17 protein-coding genes are annotated in these 20275 nt (G+C 51.7%); 1 reads left to right on the top strand and 16 read right to left on the bottom strand.

Annotated features, from left to right (window positions below; genetic code table 11):
* Positions 1 to 6: 6 nt before the first annotated feature.
* The 16 genes from fliI to MKX76_RS03290 form a co-directional block, all read right to left on the bottom strand.
* Positions 7 to 1326, bottom strand: coding sequence for a flagellar protein export ATPase FliI (fliI, locus tag MKX76_RS03365; protein ID WP_341032990.1), 1320 nt, complete (start codon positions 1324 to 1326; stop codon positions 7 to 9).
* On the bottom strand, positions 1310 to 2164 hold the full coding sequence (locus MKX76_RS03360) for a FliH/SctL family protein (protein ID WP_341032988.1): 855 nt from the start codon (positions 2162 to 2164) through the stop codon (positions 1310 to 1312). The genes fliI and MKX76_RS03360 overlap by 17 nt, the downstream gene beginning before the upstream one ends.
* Positions 2157 to 3173 (bottom strand): flagellar motor switch protein FliG, encoded by a 1017-nt coding sequence (gene fliG / locus MKX76_RS03355; protein ID WP_007128757.1) that lies wholly within the window; start codon positions 3171 to 3173, stop codon positions 2157 to 2159. The genes MKX76_RS03360 and fliG overlap by 8 nt, the downstream gene beginning before the upstream one ends.
* 11 nt (positions 3174 to 3184) lie before the next feature.
* Positions 3185 to 4765, bottom strand: coding sequence for a flagellar basal-body MS-ring/collar protein FliF (gene fliF, locus MKX76_RS03350; protein WP_341032987.1), 1581 nt, complete (start codon positions 4763 to 4765; stop codon positions 3185 to 3187).
* Between the two features lie 34 nt (positions 4766 to 4799).
* Positions 4800 to 5111, bottom strand: coding sequence for a flagellar hook-basal body complex protein FliE (fliE, locus tag MKX76_RS03345; RefSeq protein ID WP_007128759.1), 312 nt, complete (start codon positions 5109 to 5111; stop codon positions 4800 to 4802).
* Positions 5112 to 5155: 44 nt separating this feature from the next.
* Positions 5156 to 5605, bottom strand: a complete 450-nt coding sequence (flgC, locus tag MKX76_RS03340; RefSeq protein WP_007128760.1) for a flagellar basal body rod protein FlgC — start codon at positions 5603 to 5605, stop codon at positions 5156 to 5158.
* Positions 5606 to 5610: 5 nt separating this feature from the next.
* The gene (gene flgB / locus MKX76_RS03335) at positions 5611 to 6018 is read right to left on the bottom strand and encodes a flagellar basal body rod protein FlgB (protein ID WP_144878808.1); all 408 of its coding nucleotides are present in this window, start codon (positions 6016 to 6018) and stop codon (positions 5611 to 5613) included.
* 434 nt (positions 6019 to 6452) lie between these two features.
* On the bottom strand, positions 6453 to 7856 hold the full coding sequence (gene hslU, locus MKX76_RS03330) for an ATP-dependent protease ATPase subunit HslU (protein WP_007128762.1): 1404 nt from the start codon (positions 7854 to 7856) through the stop codon (positions 6453 to 6455).
* Between the two features lie 49 nt (positions 7857 to 7905).
* On the bottom strand, positions 7906 to 8448 hold the full coding sequence (gene hslV, locus MKX76_RS03325; protein WP_007128763.1) for an ATP-dependent protease subunit HslV: 543 nt from the start codon (positions 8446 to 8448) through the stop codon (positions 7906 to 7908).
* Positions 8449 to 8476: 28 nt separating this feature from the next.
* Positions 8477 to 9811 (bottom strand): FADH(2)-oxidizing methylenetetrahydrofolate--tRNA-(uracil(54)-C(5))-methyltransferase TrmFO, encoded by a 1335-nt coding sequence (gene trmFO, locus MKX76_RS03320; protein ID WP_379401403.1) that lies wholly within the window; start codon positions 9809 to 9811, stop codon positions 8477 to 8479.
* A gap of 14 nt (positions 9812 to 9825) precedes the next feature.
* On the bottom strand, positions 9826 to 11925 hold the full coding sequence (gene topA, locus MKX76_RS03315) for a type I DNA topoisomerase (protein WP_341032986.1): 2100 nt from the start codon (positions 11923 to 11925) through the stop codon (positions 9826 to 9828).
* A gap of 35 nt (positions 11926 to 11960) precedes the next feature.
* Positions 11961 to 13136: a DNA-processing protein DprA gene (dprA, locus tag MKX76_RS03310; RefSeq protein WP_007128766.1), complete on the bottom strand. Its 1176-nt coding sequence runs from the start codon at positions 13134 to 13136 to the stop codon at positions 11961 to 11963.
* Positions 13137 to 13270: 134 nt separating this feature from the next.
* Positions 13271 to 14200 (bottom strand): succinate--CoA ligase subunit alpha, encoded by a 930-nt coding sequence (gene sucD, locus MKX76_RS03305; protein WP_007128767.1) that lies wholly within the window; start codon positions 14198 to 14200, stop codon positions 13271 to 13273.
* A 99-nt stretch (positions 14201 to 14299) separates the two neighbouring features.
* Positions 14300 to 15460 carry an ADP-forming succinate--CoA ligase subunit beta gene (gene sucC / locus MKX76_RS03300; RefSeq protein ID WP_028405690.1) on the bottom strand — a complete coding sequence of 387 codons (1161 nt, stop codon included), beginning with the start codon at positions 15458 to 15460 and terminating at the stop codon, positions 14300 to 14302.
* 1191 nt (positions 15461 to 16651) lie between these two features.
* Positions 16652 to 17512: an IS3 family transposase gene (locus tag MKX76_RS03295; RefSeq protein ID WP_251537007.1), complete on the bottom strand. Its 861-nt coding sequence runs from the start codon at positions 17510 to 17512 to the stop codon at positions 16652 to 16654.
* An 11-nt stretch (positions 17513 to 17523) separates the two neighbouring features.
* Positions 17524 to 17820, bottom strand: a complete 297-nt coding sequence (locus MKX76_RS03290) for a transposase (RefSeq protein ID WP_007129247.1) — start codon at positions 17818 to 17820, stop codon at positions 17524 to 17526.
* Between the two features lie 207 nt (positions 17821 to 18027).
* On the opposite strand from MKX76_RS03290, the gene MKX76_RS03285 reads away from it, so the two are divergent.
* Positions 18028 to 20274: a helix-turn-helix domain-containing protein gene (locus tag MKX76_RS03285; protein ID WP_341032984.1), complete on the top strand. Its 2247-nt coding sequence runs from the start codon at positions 18028 to 18030 to the stop codon at positions 20272 to 20274.
* Position 20275: the final 1 nt, after the last annotated feature.

The following is a 20275-nucleotide window of genomic DNA, read 5'->3' as shown; positions in this document are numbered from 1 at the left end:
TCAAAGTCATCTCCTTGAAAATTCGGAAATCAGACGTTCCTGAACCTCGGCGAGCGTCGTTTTTTCATTTACTTTCTGCTTCGTAAAATCCCATATCCGATGAATGTACTCGATGGATTCGTCGATGTCGGCGTTAGATCCCTGTTGGTAAGCCCCGATGTTAATTAAATCCTCGGAGTCCTTATATATGGCCATCAAGCGTTTTACGTTTTCCGAAGCCTCAATCTGCTCCTCCGGAGCGATGTCCTTCATCACGCGGCTGATACTGGCCAGCACGTCAATCGCAGGGAAATGTCCCTTATTGGCGATGCTCCGGTTCAGCACGATATGACCGTCCAGAATCCCCCGCACCGCATCGGCGATCGGCTCATTCATGTCATCGCCGTCCACCAATACGGTATAGAAGGCCGTAATGGAACCGTTCGGTCCGGTACCAGCGCGTTCAAGCAGCTTTGGAAGGCTTGCAAAGACCGAAGGGGTGTAACCTCTCATTGCCGGCGGCTCCCCGATGGCTAGTCCGACCTCGCGCTGTGCCATCGCATAGCGGGTCACGGAGTCCATCATCAGCATCACATTCAGCCCGCGGTCCCGAAAATATTCGGCAATCGTCGTCGCAATCAAAGCTCCCTTGATCCGGATCAGAGCCGGCTGGTCCGAGGTGGCTACGATGACGACAGAACGCTTCAGACCTTCGGGTCCGAGGTCCCGTTCGATGAAGTCCAGCACCTCGCGCCCGCGTTCTCCGATTAAAGCGATCACGTTCACGTCGGCCGACGTATTACGGGCGATCATTCCCATCAGCGTACTCTTCCCGACGCCCGAACCGGCAAATATGCCGACCCGTTGTCCTTTCCCGATCGAGAGAAGGCCGTCGATGGCTCTCACCCCGATGCTGATCGGCTCCTTCACTCTGGGACGATTCAGCGGATTTTGCGGAACGTTATGGGTTGAATAGTGCGGCATACGGGCCGGGATCAACGAGCCGTCTAGCGGCTGCCCCAATCCGTCAAGCACTTTGCCCAGCAGTTCCGAACCGACCTGAACGCTGAGCGGCTTCCCGGTTCCCACCACATCGCATCCCGGTCCTACGGAATGAAGCTCACCGAGCGGCATTAGCAGCACCTTGTTGTCTCTGAAGCCGACAACCTCGGCTTTCAGCGGCTTGGATTGCTTCGTCGGATAGATATAGCACACGTCCCCGATGCTCGCATCCGGGCCTTCGGACTCTACCATCAAGCCGATGACTTGGGTCACTTTTCCGTTGATGCGGACCGGGTCCAAATGTTTTAAATGCTCGATATACCGGGCGCTATTCAGCTTCTTCATCCTGATTTCTCCGTTCTTCGTCATCGAGGGCGACGCGCACCAGTTCCTTCTTGATTTCCGCCAGCTGCGTATCGATTCGTGCATCCACACTTCCGAAAGACGAGCGGATCACGCAGCCTCGGTCCTTCACCGTAGCATCCGGCAGGATTTGGAGCTCCGCCTGGGAATCGATCGCCAATGATAACTCTTCTCTTGCCGCGTACACAAACTCGAAATGCTCAGGGGCAACGCAGAGCGAAATCAAACCTTTCTCCCGTTTGCGCGCAAGATTCTTCCGAATCAGCTCCAAGGTGAACTCCGGTTCAATCGTCAGCTGATGATCGAGTATTTTCTCGGCAATGCTGCAGCTTAGCTCGACCAGAAACGGTTCAGCCTCCTGGATCAAATCTTCCTTTGCCCGGTGGGCAAGCTGCAGAAGCTCGCTGGCTTCGGCCGTTGCCTTCTCCAGCAGCTCCTTCATTTCCAGCTCGGCTTTGGCAGCTCCCTCGGAGTAGCCTTGGTTGAAGCCCTCTATCTTCAATGTCTCGGACAAATCCTCATCCTGCAGCCTTCGTTCCTTCCACCAAGCATCGATCTGCTGCTCGGCTTCAGCCAGCAGACGCTGGGCTTCCTCGGAGGCCTCGCGTATTTGCCGTTCGGCAAATTCCTGGGCATCGCGCAGCATCTCGCTCTTGATCCGCTCGGCCTCGGCCAGCGTGTGCATGACCGCCGGCGCAGCGGCGGGCGGTGCCGGCTCCGCTTGCGCTTCTTCGGCAGGAGCGGCGTACCGACGCGCTACATCCAACTCTTTCAAGACATCCATCGTTGTATAGTGGGACGGTTTGATCAAGTTAGACAATAATGTCATCTCCTCCGCCGCGGGCAATGATAACCTCGCCCGCTTCTTCGAGTCTTCGGATCGTGCTTACGATCCGTGTCTGAGCTTCCTCCACGTCACGCAGCCGCACAGGGCCCATGTACTCCATCTCTTCGCGGAAGGTTTCCGCCATCCGCTTGGACATATTGCGGAAAATAACATCCCGGACTTCCTCGCTTGCCACCTTAAGCGCAAGCTGCAAATCCGCATTCTCGACATCGCGAATGATGCGCTGGATCGAACGATTGTCGACATTGACGATATCCTCGAATACAAACATTCGCTTCTTGATTTCTTCGGCAAGCTCGGGATCCTGTATTTCGAGCGAATCCAGGATCGTCCGCTCCGTGCCTCGGTCGACTCCGTTCAATATTTGAACGATCGACTCGATGCCGCCTGCGTTGGTGTAATCTTGGGTCACCGTTGCCGACAGCTTCTGCTCCAGCACGCGCTCGACCTGAGCGATAACTTCCGGAGACGTGCTGTCCATGACCGCAACCCGCCGGGCAACCTCGGCCTGCTTCTCTTGAGGAAGCGAGGATAATATCGCCGATGCTTGGTCGTATTGCAGGTAGGAGAGCACAAGCGCGATGGTTTGGGCGTTTTCATTCTGAATGAAATTCAGGATCTGGCTCGGATCAGCCTTGCGGGCAAAATCAAACGGCCTTACCTGAAGCGTTGCGGTCAGGCGATTGATAACCTCCATCGCCTTCTGCTGCCCGAGCGCTTTCTCCAAAATTTCTTTAGCGTAATTAATGCCGCCTTGCGATATATATTCCTGTGCAAGACAAATTTGGTGAAACTCCTGAATGATGCTATCTTTCTCGCCGCTGTCGACCTTGCGCACATTCGCAATCTCCAGCGTCAGCTGCTCGATTTCGTCTTCGCGCAAATGCTTGAATATTTGTGCAGAGACTTCCGGCCCCAGCGTAATCAGCAGTATAGCGGCTTTCTGGCGCCCGGATAATTGTTGGTTGTTTCCCTTAACCAATGCTTCCACCTCTATTCCTCAGCCAGCCATGTACGCAGCAGATTCACGAATTCATCCGGCTTTTTCTTCGCCAACGTTTCGAGCTGCTTTCGGACCTGACTCTCGTTCGTTACACTCTCAAGATTGATCGATGGGAATTCGGTCACCGGCGGAAGCGGAATATCTTCCTCGAATTCTTCCTGCTGTCTTCTGCGTTTGCGAATGAAGAAATACGTGCCTCCCGCGATCAAAGCCAATGCAGCTATGCCTATTCCCCACAGTACCGGCTGGGACAGAACGGTTTTCGAATTTACATCCGGATTTACATTAAATACCTGCGAATTAACCGAAACTTTTTGAAGCAATTGTGCGTCTGTATAGGTAGTACCTGAATCGGCAAGCGAAGCTCTCACAATGTTGATGAGAATGTTCTGGATCGCCGTTCGGGTGTCTTCGTCCAGCGTTTGCTGGCCCGCAGGTGGTTCAACTGCGACATTAATGGTTAAGTCTTTAACAGTATATGGACTCGCAATGATGTCCTTTGTAATGCGATTCACTTCATAGTTGATGGTTGACGACGTCTCTTCCGACGTTGTCTGTCCGCTCTCGGAATCGCTCGGATACCCGGGAACCGCTTCTTCGCCCACACCGGCAACTCCGCCGGCAGGACTGCTGGTTCCGGTATAATTCTTCTGAATTTCCTGTACGCTGAGCTCGATCCCCTTCATCTCTTCTTCATTAACGGGGGTTACGAGATTTTCCTTGCTCTGTACCTGATCGAAATTCAGCTTGGAAGCAACGAGTACGTTCACTTTGCTTGACCCCATGTACTGGGACAGGAACTGTTGCACATTCTGTCGTACTTCGCTTTCAAATTTTTTCTGCAGTGCAAAGTTCTCTTCAACCCTGCCGATCAGTCCGCCCTGACCACCCTTGGCCGTGGCAAGAAGTTCAACTTCGTCATTGGTTATGGTTATATTCTCGATCGGAAGGTTGGGTATGGCCGTCTTCACCAGGTTGTAGTAACCGTCGATCACTTCCTGATTCGGCCGGTATCCCGGTTTAAAATGCAGGACAACGGAGGCGCTGGCCTGATCTTCATTGTTGGTCTTGGCAAACACGCTTTCTTTCGGCAGATTGAGCAGCACGGTGGCATCTTGGACGCCCTGCATCTTCTCAAGCAGACGCTCAACCTCGCCGTTCAGTGCATTTACATATTTCACTTCGAACTCGTTATCGGTCATGCCGATCGCGGATGCATTTTGCTCGAACGTTTCGAAGCCGATCGTTCCGTTTTGCACCAGGCCCTGTGAGCCGACGTCAATCTGTACTCTGGCCGCCTCGGTGCTCGGTACGGAGATGCTTCGTCCGTCCGGGCTCAGCTTGTAGGAAATACTCTGCGATTCCAGGTGGCTGATAATGCCGGCAGCATCACTGGAATTCAAATCCCGGAAAGCCACCTCGTACTTTGTCTTGGAGAACTGCATCGTCATTACAACAAGTGCAATCAGTACGAAGACTACAGTAGCGGTCAACATTATTTTTTGCTTATTGCTAAATTGATTCCAATATTGGGTCACTCGATCCCGATATTGGGCGATTCTCTCGTTCACATCGTCACCCCATCCGAAACTTTGCTAGAAACATTTAGATTTGCGTGCGCATGATCTCTTGATAGGCTTCTACCACTTTGTTTCGGACCTGTGTTGTGAGCTGTATGCTCAACAGTGCCTGCTGGGCGGATATCATCGCCTGATCCACGTTGACTTGTCCAATCATCATTTTGTCGCTCATGACATGAGCCTGTTGTTCCTGTGCGGAAACAGAGTTCAACGCATCACTCAAATACGAACCGAAGCTGCGGATGGATTCGGCAGGAGTCTTCTCTGCCACCGTGGCTTGCTCTCGCATTTGAAGGGGCGAAACGCCCGAGGCTTGGAACATTGTGTTTTGAATCATCGATTTCCCCTCCTAATTTTCTGTATCTAAACGCCTACCCTACACTATCTGCCGATCTCCAGCGCCTTCATGATCATGGCTTTCGATGCATTAATGGCAGTCACATTGGCTTCATAGGACCGGGTAGCCGCGATCATATCCACCATCTCTTTTGTGACGTCGACATTAGGCATATAGACATATCCCTCGGCATTCGCGTCCGGATGAGTCGGGTTGTATACCTGCTTAAGCGGAGATGAATCCTCCTTCACGGCAGCCACCCTTACCCCTTGGCCCGCGGTTTCCCCGTTCATCTGGGCTCTAAGCATCCCTTCGAACGACTCGCTCTGCGGCGAAAGAACTACGGTCTTGCGGCGGTATGGTACCGCTTGTCCATTCTCGATCCGGGCTCTTGTCGTTTCCGCATTGGCAAGGTTCGAAGAAATGACGTCCATGCGAAGACGTTGGGCCGTAAGGGCCGATGCATTGATCGAAAAGCCGTTGCTAATATTCATGAACCTTATCTCCCCTCAATCGCTGTACGCATCATGCGAATTTGCTCATTCACCGCTTGTATGTACGAATGGTATCGGAGCTGGTTCTCCGCGAGCAGCACCATTTCCCGATCCGCATCGACATTATTCTCGTTGTTGTTCATAGAGCTGCTGCTGTCATTCGTAATCGAAGCGCTCGGAATGCTGCCGGTTGGACCGATCGGTATATGTCTTGGATCCGTCCTTCTCCCTTGCAGCGTAAGTTGAGCTCCCTCCATCTCCTGTTTCAAAAGACTCTCGAAGGATACTTCGGATCTCTTAAAATGAGGCGTATCCGCGTTGGCGATATTGTTGGCAATGACGCTGTTTCTCAGATTCGCTGCGTCCAAACCGCCTTGAAGCCGCTGAAAGGAACTATTGTTCAACAGATTCACTAGCTCATTCCTCCTGACTGGACCTGCAGAAAAGTATTCCACTCTTCCTAGCTAAATCCTCTTTTTTCGACAAAAAACATAATCCGTACGCCCTAATCTAGGTCTTAAGTAGAAAAAGACAGCATGATGTCACATAAACTAAGTTTCTTAAAGATTGGGACTTTTTACAATAAGAAAAAAGCCCTATCTTTTTCCAAGAATAAGGGCTTTTTATTCATTTTCGTTTCGTTTTTTTCTAAAATATTGCAAATCTCAATACTGATTTTGTAAAATTTAAAGTTTTCTTCCCAAGGTATAGGTCCAGATGCAGGTCCGCTTGTTCACAAAAAATTACGAATTCGGTCCTGATCGCTTCCAACATACGCAAATATTTCGACATCTTGGACTTCATTTGCATCGACAAACATTTACACCTGAGCGCCTTCTTTGCCGAATTACAAAATATATTGGCTCAAATCCCGATCCTGGGCGATGCCGGCCAGCTTTTCTCTCACATATTGGGGCGTAATGACCATGCGCTCCAGCGTGAGCTCAGGCGCCTCAAACGACAGATCCTCCAGCAGCTTCTCCAGTATGGTATGGAGCCTGCGGGCGCCGATATTTTCAGTGTTTTGGTTTACTGAGGCAGCAATCTGGGCAATCTCCCGAATGGCCTCCGGGGAAAATTCCACTTCGAGCTCTTCGGTGCGCAGTAAATTGATATATTGCTTGGTCAGCGCATTTTTCGGTTCGGTCAAAATGGACACAAAATCATCCAACGTCAAGCTGTTCAGCTCCACGCGGATCGGGAAGCGGCCCTGCAGCTCCGGAATCAGATCTGACGGCTTCGCAATATGGAAAGCGCCTGCGGCGATAAACAGCACGAAATCCGTCTTCACCGGCCCGTACTTCGTCATGATGGTAGAGCCTTCCACGATCGGCAGGATGTCGCGCTGAACGCCTTCCCTGGATACATCCGGTCCCGATTGGCGGCCTTGGCTGGCAACCTTGTCGATCTCATCGATGAAAATAATGCCCGATTGTTCGGCACGCCGGATGGACTCCTGGATGACATCATCCATATCTATCAGCTTGGCCGCCTCCTCTTGCGTAAGCACCTTTCTCGCTTCCTTAACGGACAGCTTGCGCCGCTTCGTCCGCTTCGGCATCAGGCTGCCGAACATCTCCTGCATATTCATGCCCATCTGATCATTTCCCTGCCCCGCGAACATATCAAACATATTCGGAGCGGTGTCCTCGACATCGATTTCGATCGTCTCATCCTCAAGCTTTCCGGACAGCAGATTGAAACGGATCTGTCTCCGTTTCTCCTTCAGGCTTTCGTCTTTATCCTCCGCATCATCCTCTACGGCCTGAGACGGATTGTTGCCTCCGAACAGCATCTCAAACGGATTGCGCTGGCTCTTCTGGCTTTTGGTTGATGGGGCCAGCAGCTGCACGATCCGCTCGTTCGCCATCTCTTCCGCTTTATCCTTGACCTTCTCCGTGCGCTCCAGCTTCACCATGCGAATTGCTGTTTCCACAAGGTCGCGAACCATCGATTCCACGTCACGTCCCACATACCCGACCTCGGTAAACTTCGTAGCCTCCACCTTCACAAAAGGAGCGTTCACCAGTTTTGCAAGCCTCCGGGCAATTTCCGTTTTGCCGACGCCCGTAGGACCGATCATCAGGATGTTTTTCGGAACGATCTCATCGCGCTCCTCATCGGACAGCAAGCTGCGCCGATAACGATTGCGAAGCGCAACCGCAACAGATTTCTTCGCTTCCTTCTGGCCGACAATATATTTATCCAACTCGGAAACAATTTGTCTTGGAGTCATAGATTCTTTATTCACCGTGAATACCTCCCGCCCTGATATGGCTATACGCTGCCGTAAAGCATGATTACAGCTCTTCTACAATAATATTGCTGTTCGTATATACGCAAACCTCTGAAGCAATCTGAAGCGCCTCTCGCGCGATATCCTTGGCCTCCATATGCGATGCATGCCGTTTCAGCGCACGTCCTGCCGAGAGCGCAAAGTTGCCTCCCGAGCCGATCGCCAATACATCGTCGTCGGGCTCAATAATTTCGCCCCCGCCGGAGATCAGCAGCATCCCTGTCTTATCCACCACAATCATTAAAGCTTCCAGCTTCCGCAGCACCCGATCCTGGCGCCAGTCCTTGGCCAGCTCCACGGCCGCGCGCTGCAGGTTTCCATGATGCTCCTCCAGCTTGCCCTCAAATTTCTCAAACAACGTAATCGCATCCGCCACAGAACCGGCAAAACCGGCGACAACTTGTCCCCGGTAAAGACGGCGCACTTTTTTGGCGGTCTGCTTCATGACTACACTTTCTCCGAACGTGACTTGGCCGTCGCCGGCAATGGCTGCTTTGCCATTATGCCGTACTGCACAGATCGTCGTAGCGTGAAAAGTCATTTCCATGATGGCGGACCTCCCCTATTTTTAAAAGTTACAGCGTATTCAGTTGGTTGTCATAAATGAATTCGCGAATATGATCAAGAGCGCGATTAGCCAAAGCTTCATTCTTCTCTTTCTTATTCCGGATCCGGGTCTCAAGCTTCGGCAGCAGTCCGAAATTCGCGTTCATCGGCTGGAAATTATCCGGATCGGCGTGCGTAATATAATAGGCCATGCTGCCGATCGTCGATTCCTGCGGGAATACAATCCCTTCTTGTCCACGCGCTGCTCTTGCCGCATTGATGCCTGCAATCAATCCGGAGGCGGCGGACTCAACGTAGCCCTCGACCCCCGTCATCTGTCCGGCGAGATACAGATTCGGACGCGTCTTCACCTGATAGGTTTGCTGAAGCAGCTTCGGCGAATTGACGAACGTATTGCGGTGCATAACGCCATACCGTACGATCTCGGCATTTTCCAGCCCCGGGATCATCGAAATAATACGCTTCTGCTCTCCCCACTTCAGATGGGTCTGGAAGCCTACCAGATTGTACAGCGTGCCGGCTGCATTATCCTGACGGAGCTGAACGACGGCGTAAGGAAGCTTGCCGGTATGCGGGTTCACCAGTCCGACCGGTTTCATTGGGCCGAACAAAGCCGTTTGCTTGCCCCGCTTCATCATGACTTCGATCGGCATGCAGCCCTCGAAATAAATTTCCTTCTCAAACTCTTTGAGCTGGGCAACTTCGGCGTTGACCAGCGCATCGTAGAAAGCATCGAATTCCTCTTCCGTCATCGGGCAATTCAGGTAGGCGGCCTCGCCTTTGTCATAGCGGGAAGCAAGATACACCTTGCTCATATCAATGGAGTCCTTCTCTACGATCGGTGCAGCCGCATCATAGAAGTAGAAGTAGTCTTCGCCCATCAGCTCGCGGATTTGAGCCGACAATGCGGGAGAGGTCAAAGGTCCTGTCGCAATGACAACGATCCCTTCTTCAGGTATATGCTGAATTTCTTCATTTACTACCTCAATTAACGGATGCTGATGAAGCGTCTCCGTGATTTCGCCGGAGAAGCCGTCACGATCCACCGCAAGCGCCCCGCCCGCCGGCACGGCGTTGCGGTCCGCCGAACCGATCACGAGCGAGTTCAACATGCGCATCTCTTCCTTCAAAACGCCGACCGCATTGGTCAACGTATTTGCCCGGAGCGAGTTGCTGCAGACCAGCTCTGCGAACTTGTCTGTATGATGGGCCGGCGTCTTCACGACCGGCCGCATTTCGTATAAGGTAACGGGAATCCCGCGGCTTGCGATCTGCCAAGCCGCTTCACTGCCGGCAAGGCCTGCCCCGATCACCGTTACTCTCTGTGTGTCTGTCAACGTCATTACCCCCTGTATGCCTACATCTCTGCTGCTTCGTCCTGTTCCTCAACCATTTCGGAATAGTCGCAGGAAGTGCATTGAAGCTTGACCCCCTGCTTGCTCTTCTTCTCTACCATTAAGCTGCTGCAATTCGGACACGGTTTAGGCGAAGGTTTATCCCAGGATACGAAATCGCATTCCGGATAGCGGTCGCATCCGAAGAAGATACGCCCCTTCTTGCTCCGTCGTTCCACGACATGGCCTTCCTTGCACTTCGGACAAGTTACGCCGATGTCTTTGACGATCGGCTTCGTATTCCGGCAGTCCGGAAAACCGGAGCATGCCAAAAACTTCCCGAATCGTCCAAGCTTATAGACCAATGGCTTGCCGCATTTCTCGCAAATCTCGTCGGAAACCTCGTCTTCAATCTCGATTTCCTTCATTTCTTCCTCAGCAACCTCAAGCCGCTTCTCGAATGATTTATAGAATTCCGACAGCACCTTGACCCAATCCTCGGAGCCTTCCTCGACATGGTCCAGGTCTTCCTCCATGTTTGCCGTAAATTCCACATTCAGAATTTCGGGGAAAAATTGCTCCATCTGCTCGATGACAAGCTCCCCCAGCTCCGTCGGGACAAACTTCTTATCCTCAATGGCAACGTAGCCGCGCTTCTGGATCGTTTCTAGCGTTGGCGCGTAAGTACTCGGCCGTCCGATTCCAAGCTCCTCCAGCGTCCTTACAAGCCGCGCTTCGGTGTAACGCGGAGGCGGCTGGGTAAAGTGCTGCTTCGGCTCGATATCCTGTTTATCCAGCTTGTCGCCCGTATGCAGCTCCGGAAGGTATTTATCCTCTTCGGTCGTCCCGTCGTCATTACCCTCAACATAGACCTTCATGAAGCCCGGAAAGCGAACCTTGGATCCGGTAGCCCGAAAAACGGCAGTACCTGCCGATATATCCACAGAAAGCGTATCCAGTACAGCAGAGGCCATCTGGCTGGCGACAAAGCGTTCCCAGATCAGTTTATACAAGCGAAGCTGATCACGGCTCATGTACGGCTTCACCGATTCCGGATCCCGAAGGACGGACGTAGGCCGGATGGCTTCGTGCGCATCCTGTGCATTTGCCGCTTTCTTTGAATACTGCCTAGGGCTTTCGGGTACGAACGGTTCTCCGTATTTCTCCGTAATGTACTCCTTCGCCTCGTCTTGCGCGGTACCGGATATCCGGGTAGAGTCGGTACGCATGTACGTAATCAAACCGACAGTGCCTTCCTTGCCGAGTTCCACGCCCTCATACAGCTGCTGGGCGACCGACATCGTCTTCGCGGCCCGAAAACCGAGCTTGCGCGCCGCTTCCTGCTGCAATGAGCTTGTCGTGAACGGCGGCGACGGATGACGCTGACGCTCGCGTTCCTTGACTTCGCCGACCGTGAAAGAGGCATCCTTAATCGCCGCAAGCACCTCGTTCACGTCCTCCTGGCTGGACAGCTCCTTCTTCTCCCCGTTCAGCTGCGTAAACTTCGCTTCAAACGAAGAGCCCTTCACGGCCAGCTTCGCCGTGATCGTCCAATATTCTTCCGGCACGAATGCGCTGATTTCGTTCTCGCGATCCAGAATGATCTTGACCGCAACGGATTGAACGCGTCCTGCCGACAGCCCCTTCTTAACTTTCTTCCATAAAAGAGGGCTGATCTTGTAACCCACCAGACGGTCAAGTATCCGCCGAGCCTGCTGGGCGTTAACGAGATCCATATTAATTTTGCGCGGCGTCTTGAAGGCATCCTTGACCGCCGTCTTCGTGATTTCGTTAAATACGACCCGCAGGCTTTGAGATTCATCCAGCTCCAAAGCATGGGCAAGATGCCATGCGATGGCTTCCCCTTCGCGATCGGGGTCAGCTGCGAGGTATACTTTCTTTACCTTTTTGCTAGCATCCTTAAGTTCCTTTAAGACAGAACCTTTTCCGCGGATCGTAATGTATTTCGGATTGAAGTCGTTTTCCACCTCAACCCCGATCTGGCTTTTCGGCAAATCGCGCACATGACCCATCGAAGCCTTCACGATATATTTGCTGCCGAGATATTTGCCAATCGTCTTCGCCTTGGCAGGCGACTCTACGATGACGAGTGAATCCGCCACAGGTTCATCCTCCTCTCCAACATTCAACTTTCCCATTATATGATCTTATATATAGCACCGGGTAATTGGGTTATCTGCTTTTTTATGATTAAAGATAACAGAACTGAATGCAAATGTCCAAAATCCCACTGGGTCCCCTCCAACAACTCATCAAGCGACCCGGGTCCCTGTTCGAGCATATGGTAAACGTGCCGTTCATCGTTTGTCAACCCGGAATCCATGCCGGGGAGGCTCGAATGAGGGGCCTGCCGCTCCTTATTGTATGTATTGGGAGCCCTGTTTGGCAACCAGGAATCATATTCCTCGATAATATCTTGGACGTCCGTCACCATCTTGGCCCCCTGTTTAATGAGGGCAAGCGTTCCCCGGCTCTTGGGAGAAGTGACTTGTCCCGGAACCGAGAAAACATCCCTTCCGGCCTCCAGCGCATAATCTGCTGTGATCAGCGATCCGCTGCGGGCATCCGCCTCCACGACTACGGTTCCAAGGGACAAACCGGCAATGATTCGGTTTCTCCTCGGAAAAAATCCCGGGTGGGCTTTCGTGCCTGGAGGGTACTCGGAAACAATCAATCCCGATTCTGCGATCCGTTCATACAAGGACCGGTGCTCTGCAGGATAGATGACATCAATCCCCGCACCGAGAACCGCAATCGTTGCTCCTCCGCTTGTTAAAGCCGCCTCGTGCGCGGCGCTGTCAATTCCCCTGGCCATTCCGCTTACGACAGCCAGCCCGTACCGCGTCAGCTCCTCGGCCAATAGGCCGGCCATCTTGCGGCCATAAGCAGTCGGCATCCGGGTCCCGACCATGGCAACGCCGGGCTGGTTCAAAAGCTCCGCACGGCCGATCGAATAGATTACCCAAGGAGGCTCGGACATTGAATTCAACCGCTCGGGATATTGATCATCGAGGGCTGTAATAATACGTATTTTGGAACGGTTTGTCAACTTCCATACATCCCCTCGGGAATGCCCTGCGCTATCGCCCGCAGCATTTGACATCCGCTCCAGCAATTGTTCGACGCTCGACGGAAACCGTTTCGACAATTTATTCGCCTGCTCGACAGACAATCCACAGCTTCTCCAGTCATTCACACCATAAGAAATCATGCCTTCATGCAGCTGGCCGTGCATCATAATCCGGTGAATCGATTTCCATCCGATGCCTTCACTTTCATGCAATGCTGCCAGCAGCGCGCTCTCCAGCTTCATTCCAGTCGCCTCCTTCAAAATAAACAGAAAAAGCAACCTTTCATCTCCTGAAATCAGGACATAAAAGGTTGCTTACCTAATTTTAATATATTGGGTTGCGCAATTAGGCAAAAAGCTGCCTCGCGTTCATACGATTAATGAGTAGTGCAAGCCTCAAGCAAGCCCTTCTCCTCAAGCACACTGACAAGCGTCGATCCCATTTCGGCCGGTGTCGGAGCAACTTTAATGCCGCAAGCCTCGAGTACAGCAATCTTCTCTTTCGCTGTCCCCTTGCCACCGGAAATGATCGCGCCGGCATGGCCCATGCGTTTGCCTGGAGGCGCAGTTGCCCCGCCAATGAAGCCGACAACCGGTTTGGTCATGTTGGCTTTGATCCACTCGGCAGCTTCTTCCTCGGCCGTACCGCCGATTTCACCGATCATGATAACGGCTTTCGTGTTCGGATCCTCATTGAACAGCTTCAAGACATCGATAAACTCGGTGCCTTTAACAGGGTCTCCGCCGATTCCCACGGCAGACGATTGTCCGATGCCGCGTGCAGTCAGCTGATGAACCGCCTCATAGGTCAGCGTTCCGCTTCGCGATACGACGCCGACATGGCCCGGCGTATGGATGTAGCCCGGCATAATCCCGATCTTGCATTCGCCCGGCGTAATGACACCCGGACAGTTCGGCCCGATCAGGCGGGTCTTCTTGCCTTCCATATAACGTGCAACCTTCACCATGTCCAGCACCGGAATGCCTTCCGTGATGCAGATGACAAGCTCCATCTCGGCATCAACGGCTTCCATGATCGAATCGGCAGCAAATGCAGGCGGAACATAGATTACGCTTGCGGTTGCGCCGGTCTTCGCCTTCGCTTCCTCAACGGTGTTAAACACCGGAAGCTTCACGGTAGTTCCGTTCTCCAGCGTAATTTCCACTTCCGTGCCGCCTTTGCCCGGCGAGGTTCCGCCGACCATTTGCGTACCGTAATCGAGGGCGCCTTTCGCATGGAACAGAGCCGTTTTACCTGTAATCCCTTGTGTGATAACTTTTGTATTTTTATCGATCAAAATACTCACGATTGATTCACATCCCCTATTGTTATTTGAAAATGAAAGCAACCGCACGGCCGGACGGTCGAGCGTCCTTAGGTGCCATGCCTCTTCAGGAATGAATTATTACTGAACGAGGGAGACGATCTTCTGTGCTCCGTCGGCCATGGAATCAGCTGGTACGATGTTAAGACCGGACTCGGCCAAAATCTTCTTGCCGAGGTCAACATTCGTTCCTTCCAAGCGTACAACAAGCGGACGGGTCAAGCCCAGCTGCTTCGCCGCTTCAACTACACCGGTAGCGATCACGTCGCAGCGCATGATGCCGCCGAAAATGTTGACGAAGATTCCCTTAACTTGAGGATCGGACAAAATGATCTTGAAGGCTTCGGTAACCTTCTCGGTCGTTGCACCGCCCCCAACGTCAAGGAAGTTGGCAGGATCGCCGCCATAGTATTTGATGATGTCCATGGTAGCCATCGCAAGACCGGCACCGTTAACCATACAGCCGATGTTGCCGTCCAGAGCTATGTAACTCAAGTCGTATTTCGATGCTTCGATTTCTTTCTCGTCTTCTTCGTCCAGGTCGCGAAGCTCGACAATATCCTTGTGACGGAAGAGCGCGTTGGAGTCAAAGTTCAGCTTGGCGTCAAGGGCCATGACGTTGCCGTCGCCCGTAACGACCAGTGGATTAATCTCGGCGATCGAGCAGTCCTTCTCCACGAACGCCTTGTACAAGGCCAGCATAAATTGGACGGCTTTGCCGACCAGCTCGTTCGGAATATTAATGGAATACGCCAGTTTCCGCGCTTGGAACGTTTGAAGTCCGACAGCCGGATCGATGACTTCCTTGAAAATTTTCTCAGGCGTTGCCGCTGCAACTTCTTCGATTTCCGTACCGCCTTCTTCGGATGCCATCATGACGACGCGCCCTGTAGCGCGGTCTACAACAACACCGATGTAATACTCTTTGCGAATATCGCAGCCTTCTTCAATAAGGAGGCGCTTGACTTCCTTGCCTTCCGGACCGGTCTGGTGAGTCACCAGCACTTTGCCCAGAATTTCTTCGGCATAGGCGCGAACCTCTTCAAGGCTCTTTGCCACCTTGACGCCGCCGGCTTTACCGCGGCCGCCTGCGTGGATCTGCGCTTTAACAACGGTTACGGGACTTCCCAGGGATTTGGCAGCTTCCACTGCTTCATCCACCGTAAACGCAACCTTGCCGTTCGGAACAGCGACTCCATATTGCTTCAGTACTTGTTTTCCTTGATATTCATGGATATTCATTCTCGAATCCTCCTATCAACATGACTGGAACAAGGCGGGCTGCATGGGAGCGTTTCAATGACGCCGCTGCCCCTGTCAACCTTTATATAGTAAACCCAAGCTATTGTAACATGTTTTTAAAACGCTTACCTTAAAAATGTTCACAGATTCTCCACTCTATTTGATATAGGTATGATTCCTTCTGGAGAATAATTGGAAATTAAAGGTTAAACAAATCGTTATTTTTTTAAAAATGCTTTGAATACTTTGACAGCAACAAATCCGATCACAAATCCGATAACAGCGAGAATCAACAATAGCACAACCAATGTAATGATAATGTTCTCCCAAAGGATGTTCATAGCTACACTCCTATGCAATAAAGATTTCCAATATCATCTAAATATGGATTATAGCATATTTCCCTCCGAAATCCCTTCCATTTGCTCTATTCTTTGAATTATTTCACGAAGCTGTATAAGCAGTACAAGGGGATGCCTCCTTCTAACTCTCAGTTTGGGGTCTGAAGTTGAATAAGTGGGGGGGTGGGCGTTTTAGTTGGACTTTTTTGGGAGACTTTGGAGGGTAACTTTACATTGGCGCCTGCAAGTCCCTTTTTGGGACTTGCTCCGGGCTTGGAGTTGCTTTTGGCGCCAGCAAGTCCCTTTTCGGGACTTGCTCCGGGCTTGGAGCTGCTTTTGGCGCTCACACGTCCCTTTTTGGGACTTGCTCCGGGCTTGGACCTGCTTTTGGTGCGCACACGTCCCTTTTTGGGACTTGCTCCGGGCCCGGAGCTGCTTTTGGCGCCAGCAAGTCCCTTTCCGGGACTTGCTCCGGGCTTGGAGCTGCTTTTGGCGCCAGCAAGTCCCTTTTCGGGACTTGCTCCGGGCTTGGAGTTGCTTTTGGCGCCTGCAAGTCCCTTTTCGGGACTTGCTCCGGGCTTGGACCTGCTTTTGCCGCTAGCAAGTCCCTTTTTGGGACTTGCTCCGGGCTTGGACCTGCTTTTGGTGCGCAAACGTCCCTTTTTGGAACTTGCTCCGGGTTTCGAGCTGCTTTTCGCGCCAGCAAGTCCCTTTTCGGGACTTGCTCCGGGCTTGAACCTGCTTTTGGTGCGCACACGTCCCTTTTTGGGACTTGCTCCGGGTTTGGAGCTACTTTTGGCGCAAGCAAGTCCCTTTTTGCTCTTCTGTCAAGAAAGTAGACACCTCTAAGCTAAGCTATACACTCGTAATAGCACTGCTCAAAACGCACCGGGGACATATACCCAATCGTACTGTTAGAACGTTTTCGGTTGTAAAAAAATTCAAGGTACCGGTACAGCTTCTGCCCGGCTTCCTCTTTTGTTTTAAACTTAGGTTTGCTGTAAATGAATTCTCGTTTCAGGATACTGTGAAACGCTTCAATACAGGCGTTGTCGTAGCAGTTTCCTTTGCGGCTCATGCTGGGCTTCATGTTAAATTGCTTCAACTGTTCACGGTACTCTTTAGCGGCATATTGCGAACCGCGGTCGGAATGGTGAATCAATCCCTTCGGTGGCTTCTTCGCAGCATACGCCATCTTTAGGGCATCGAGGGTAAGGTCTGTGGTCATCCGATCGCTTAGCTTCCAACCGACGATTTGTTTGGTGTACAGATCCAGGATGCTCGCAAGATAGAGTTTCCCTTGGCGGCAGGGGATGTACGTGATGTCAGCGACCCACTTTTCGTTGGGCTTTGTGGCTTTGAAATTTTGTTCCAATACGTTAGGGGCAATCGGGAGATCATGTTTGGAATCGGTCGTAACCACTCGGAACTTACGGGCCATGCATGAACGAAGGCCATGTTCGCGTAGAATGAGGCCCACCGTACGTTCCGATACCGTCCATCCTTCCTTCACCAGCTCGTTTCGTATTCGGGGACTGCCGTAGGTTTCATCGGAGTCATAGAAGTGCCATTTCACGCGTTCAGTCAGCGTTGCCTTACGTTTTTCCCGTTCAGAAGCTTCAGAGGTACGCCATTTGTAATAACCGCTCCGAGACACGTGAAAGAGAACGCACATCTTCTCCAATCGAAACTCGGAGCGATGATCTTCGATAAACTGGAACCTTAGTTCTTTTCTTTGCTGAAGATGTGCATGGCCTTTTTTAGAATCGCAATTTCTTCTCTCAAATCATCAATTTCGCGTTTTTGGTCTTCGATAAGTTGGGTTTGCTGACGTAAGGTTTCCCCATGATTGACAGGCTCGTGCTCGAATGCTCGATACTTTTTGACCCAGTTACGTAATGTGCCTGGATTAATGTTCAACTCATCGGCGATCTGCTCCAGCGTCTTCGACTGTTCTTGCACGTACTTTACGGTTTCACGCTTAAATGTCTCGTTATAATGCTGCCTGTTACCACTCATATTTTTGACACCCTTTCGTCTGCTTTGTTTCATTATCGTTTTATCACTAAGGGGTGTCCACTTTTTATTCTAGCTGCATTTCGGGACTTGCTCTGAGCTTGCAGCAGCTTTTGGGGCTCAAAACTCTTTATCCCGAATGGTTGATCCTGTACAATGGATGACGATACATAACAGGTAAGCGGATTCAAACATAAAGGAGATTGCGGCATGCAGTGGTTGACCTCCCGTTTTTCGGTCCATTCCTTATTTTTTAAAATGCTCGTTTATTTTCTGATCGTCATCATCCTGCTTTCCTCCTACAACATCTGGTCAATGACGTTTTATACGCGGAATGTCCACAACGAGATCGTAAAATACAATTTGACGCTGATCCGGAATACCGTGGACAGCTTCGAGAAACAGTATACGACTTGGAAAAGCCTGCTCCTCAGCCTTCAGCACAACGAATTCGTGGGAAATATTAATCGGCAAGCCGACAAAGGCGGCAAGCAGGCGATCGATTACCTGCAGGTGGACTTGGTGATGGATCAAATCCGCACGATTGTGACGCAGCCGTTTTATCATTTACAGAACGTGATGATCTACTATCGAAGCCACTCATTTCTGCTGGAAAGCGACGGTATGGTGGATGATGACCGGATGTTTAGGCACTATTACGTCAGCGAGCAGTATCCGTACGAGTTTTGGATAAAGGATGCAGACAGGTCAGACGCTTTCCTGCAGGCCCTTCCGAGCAGCGGCTTTACCATTGAGCCCAAGAGCAGCGAGGTGGAACTGCTCCCGCTGGTCAGCCATGTCCCTGGAAGCCCATGGGAAATTATCGCATTGGTCAATATGAACAGCTGGTATGAATCCTATAAAGGCATGTCCGGCTCCCGCTTTCTGCTGCTTGATCAGGACGGAACGCCATTGTTTCAATCCGCCCCATCCTCTAAGGATGCCCCGCTGCCTGCATGGAATGGAACATTCGAATGGATTAAGGACAAGGGGAATTACTATTTTTTTGAAAAAGGGGACCGCTCGGGTCTTACGTATGTATCCATCATTCCCCATAATGAGCTGAACCGCAGCATCAGCCGCATGAATTGGATCGCGGCGCTGCTGTTTGCCACGACGCTGCTGATCGGAACGCTGGCATCCTGGTTCTTTACCCGCAACATTAACCGGCCTTTAAAGCGGATGATCACGGGCCTTGGCAAAACCGAACAGCACCTTTATGAGGGCACCATTTCCGAATTCAACGCGATCGCAAGCCATCTGCAGGGATTGCATCATGAACGCAAGCAGATCAAGGCATGGATGGACCATATCAAGCCTCTGCTGACAAGCTATCATTATATGGCTCGCTTCAAAAACATCAACATTGACGCAGCCGCCGCAGCTGAGCTGCCGGTAAGCGAGGGTGCCTTTATGATCGTTGTGTTCCAGCTAAGGTACAGGCATACTCCCTCGGAACTGCTCGATGAAATGCTGACCAAGGCCACCGGCAAAATCAAAGACATTATCAGCCTTCAAGTGCAGGAGGCCTTTCCGTTATCCCATACGCTTCAAATGGACAGCAAAGAGATCTTGTCAATCGTATACACGCAGGAAAGGTCGGAGCGTCTGCTCGCCTGCCTGAACGGTTTGAAGCGGATATTCGATCAAGACCAAGGCACTTACCTGGTTACGATTGCCGTGTCGTCCGTGTTCCAGCATACTTCCCATTTCGATCAGGCCTACACGGAAGCGATGTCGCTGCTGCTTCAAGCGATGCCGGTCGAAGAAACCCAGATTATATGGGAAAAGGCGCCGCGGGAGGACGTGACCGGCTTTACAGCTGAGCAGGAGCATGAATTTTACGTAATCCTGCAAGCAGGCAATGAAGTCAGCTGCCAACAGCTCATCGATCGGGCGTTTGATTCGCTTCATCGCCGGGGCGCGACGGCGGATCAGCTGCATCATTTCGCCCTTGCCGTCCTCAGTCGTATCCGAAAAACGATGGCGCTGCTGAACATCGAATCAAGCCCGCTTCCATCCGATCATCGGCCGCTTGCGCATTGCGTCACTCCCGAACACTACAAACAGGCGCTGCTGAACGAGCTTGCCCGTGCAGCGGAAGCGATTCGACGAAAGCGAGAAGAAAATTACGATATCATTCAGTTTATTGCCCAGTTTATGGAAAACCATATTTCCGAGGAAATATCACTGGAGCTATTGGCGGATAAGCTCAACATGTCGCCGACGTATCTGTCCGGCTATATTAAAGAAAAAACCGGCAGCAACTTCAGCGATCATCTACATGCGATCCGCATCCGGAAAGCGAAGGAGCTTCTCGTAACGACAAATATGCCGGTCCAGGAAGTTGGCGCGCAAATCGGCTATCGTAATGTCACATCCTTTATCCGCATGTTCAAAAAATTAACCGGCCAGCCGCCCGGCGATTACCGGAAAACCCATTGGATCCGGAATTAGC

The sequence above is a fragment of the Paenibacillus sp. FSL R5-0810 genome (assembly GCF_038002285.1).
Classification (GTDB): domain Bacteria; phylum Bacillota; class Bacilli; order Paenibacillales; family Paenibacillaceae; genus Paenibacillus_AQ; species Paenibacillus_AQ lactis.
Note: the sequence above shows the minus strand (reverse complement) of the source record. Positions and strands in the feature narration are given on the sequence as shown.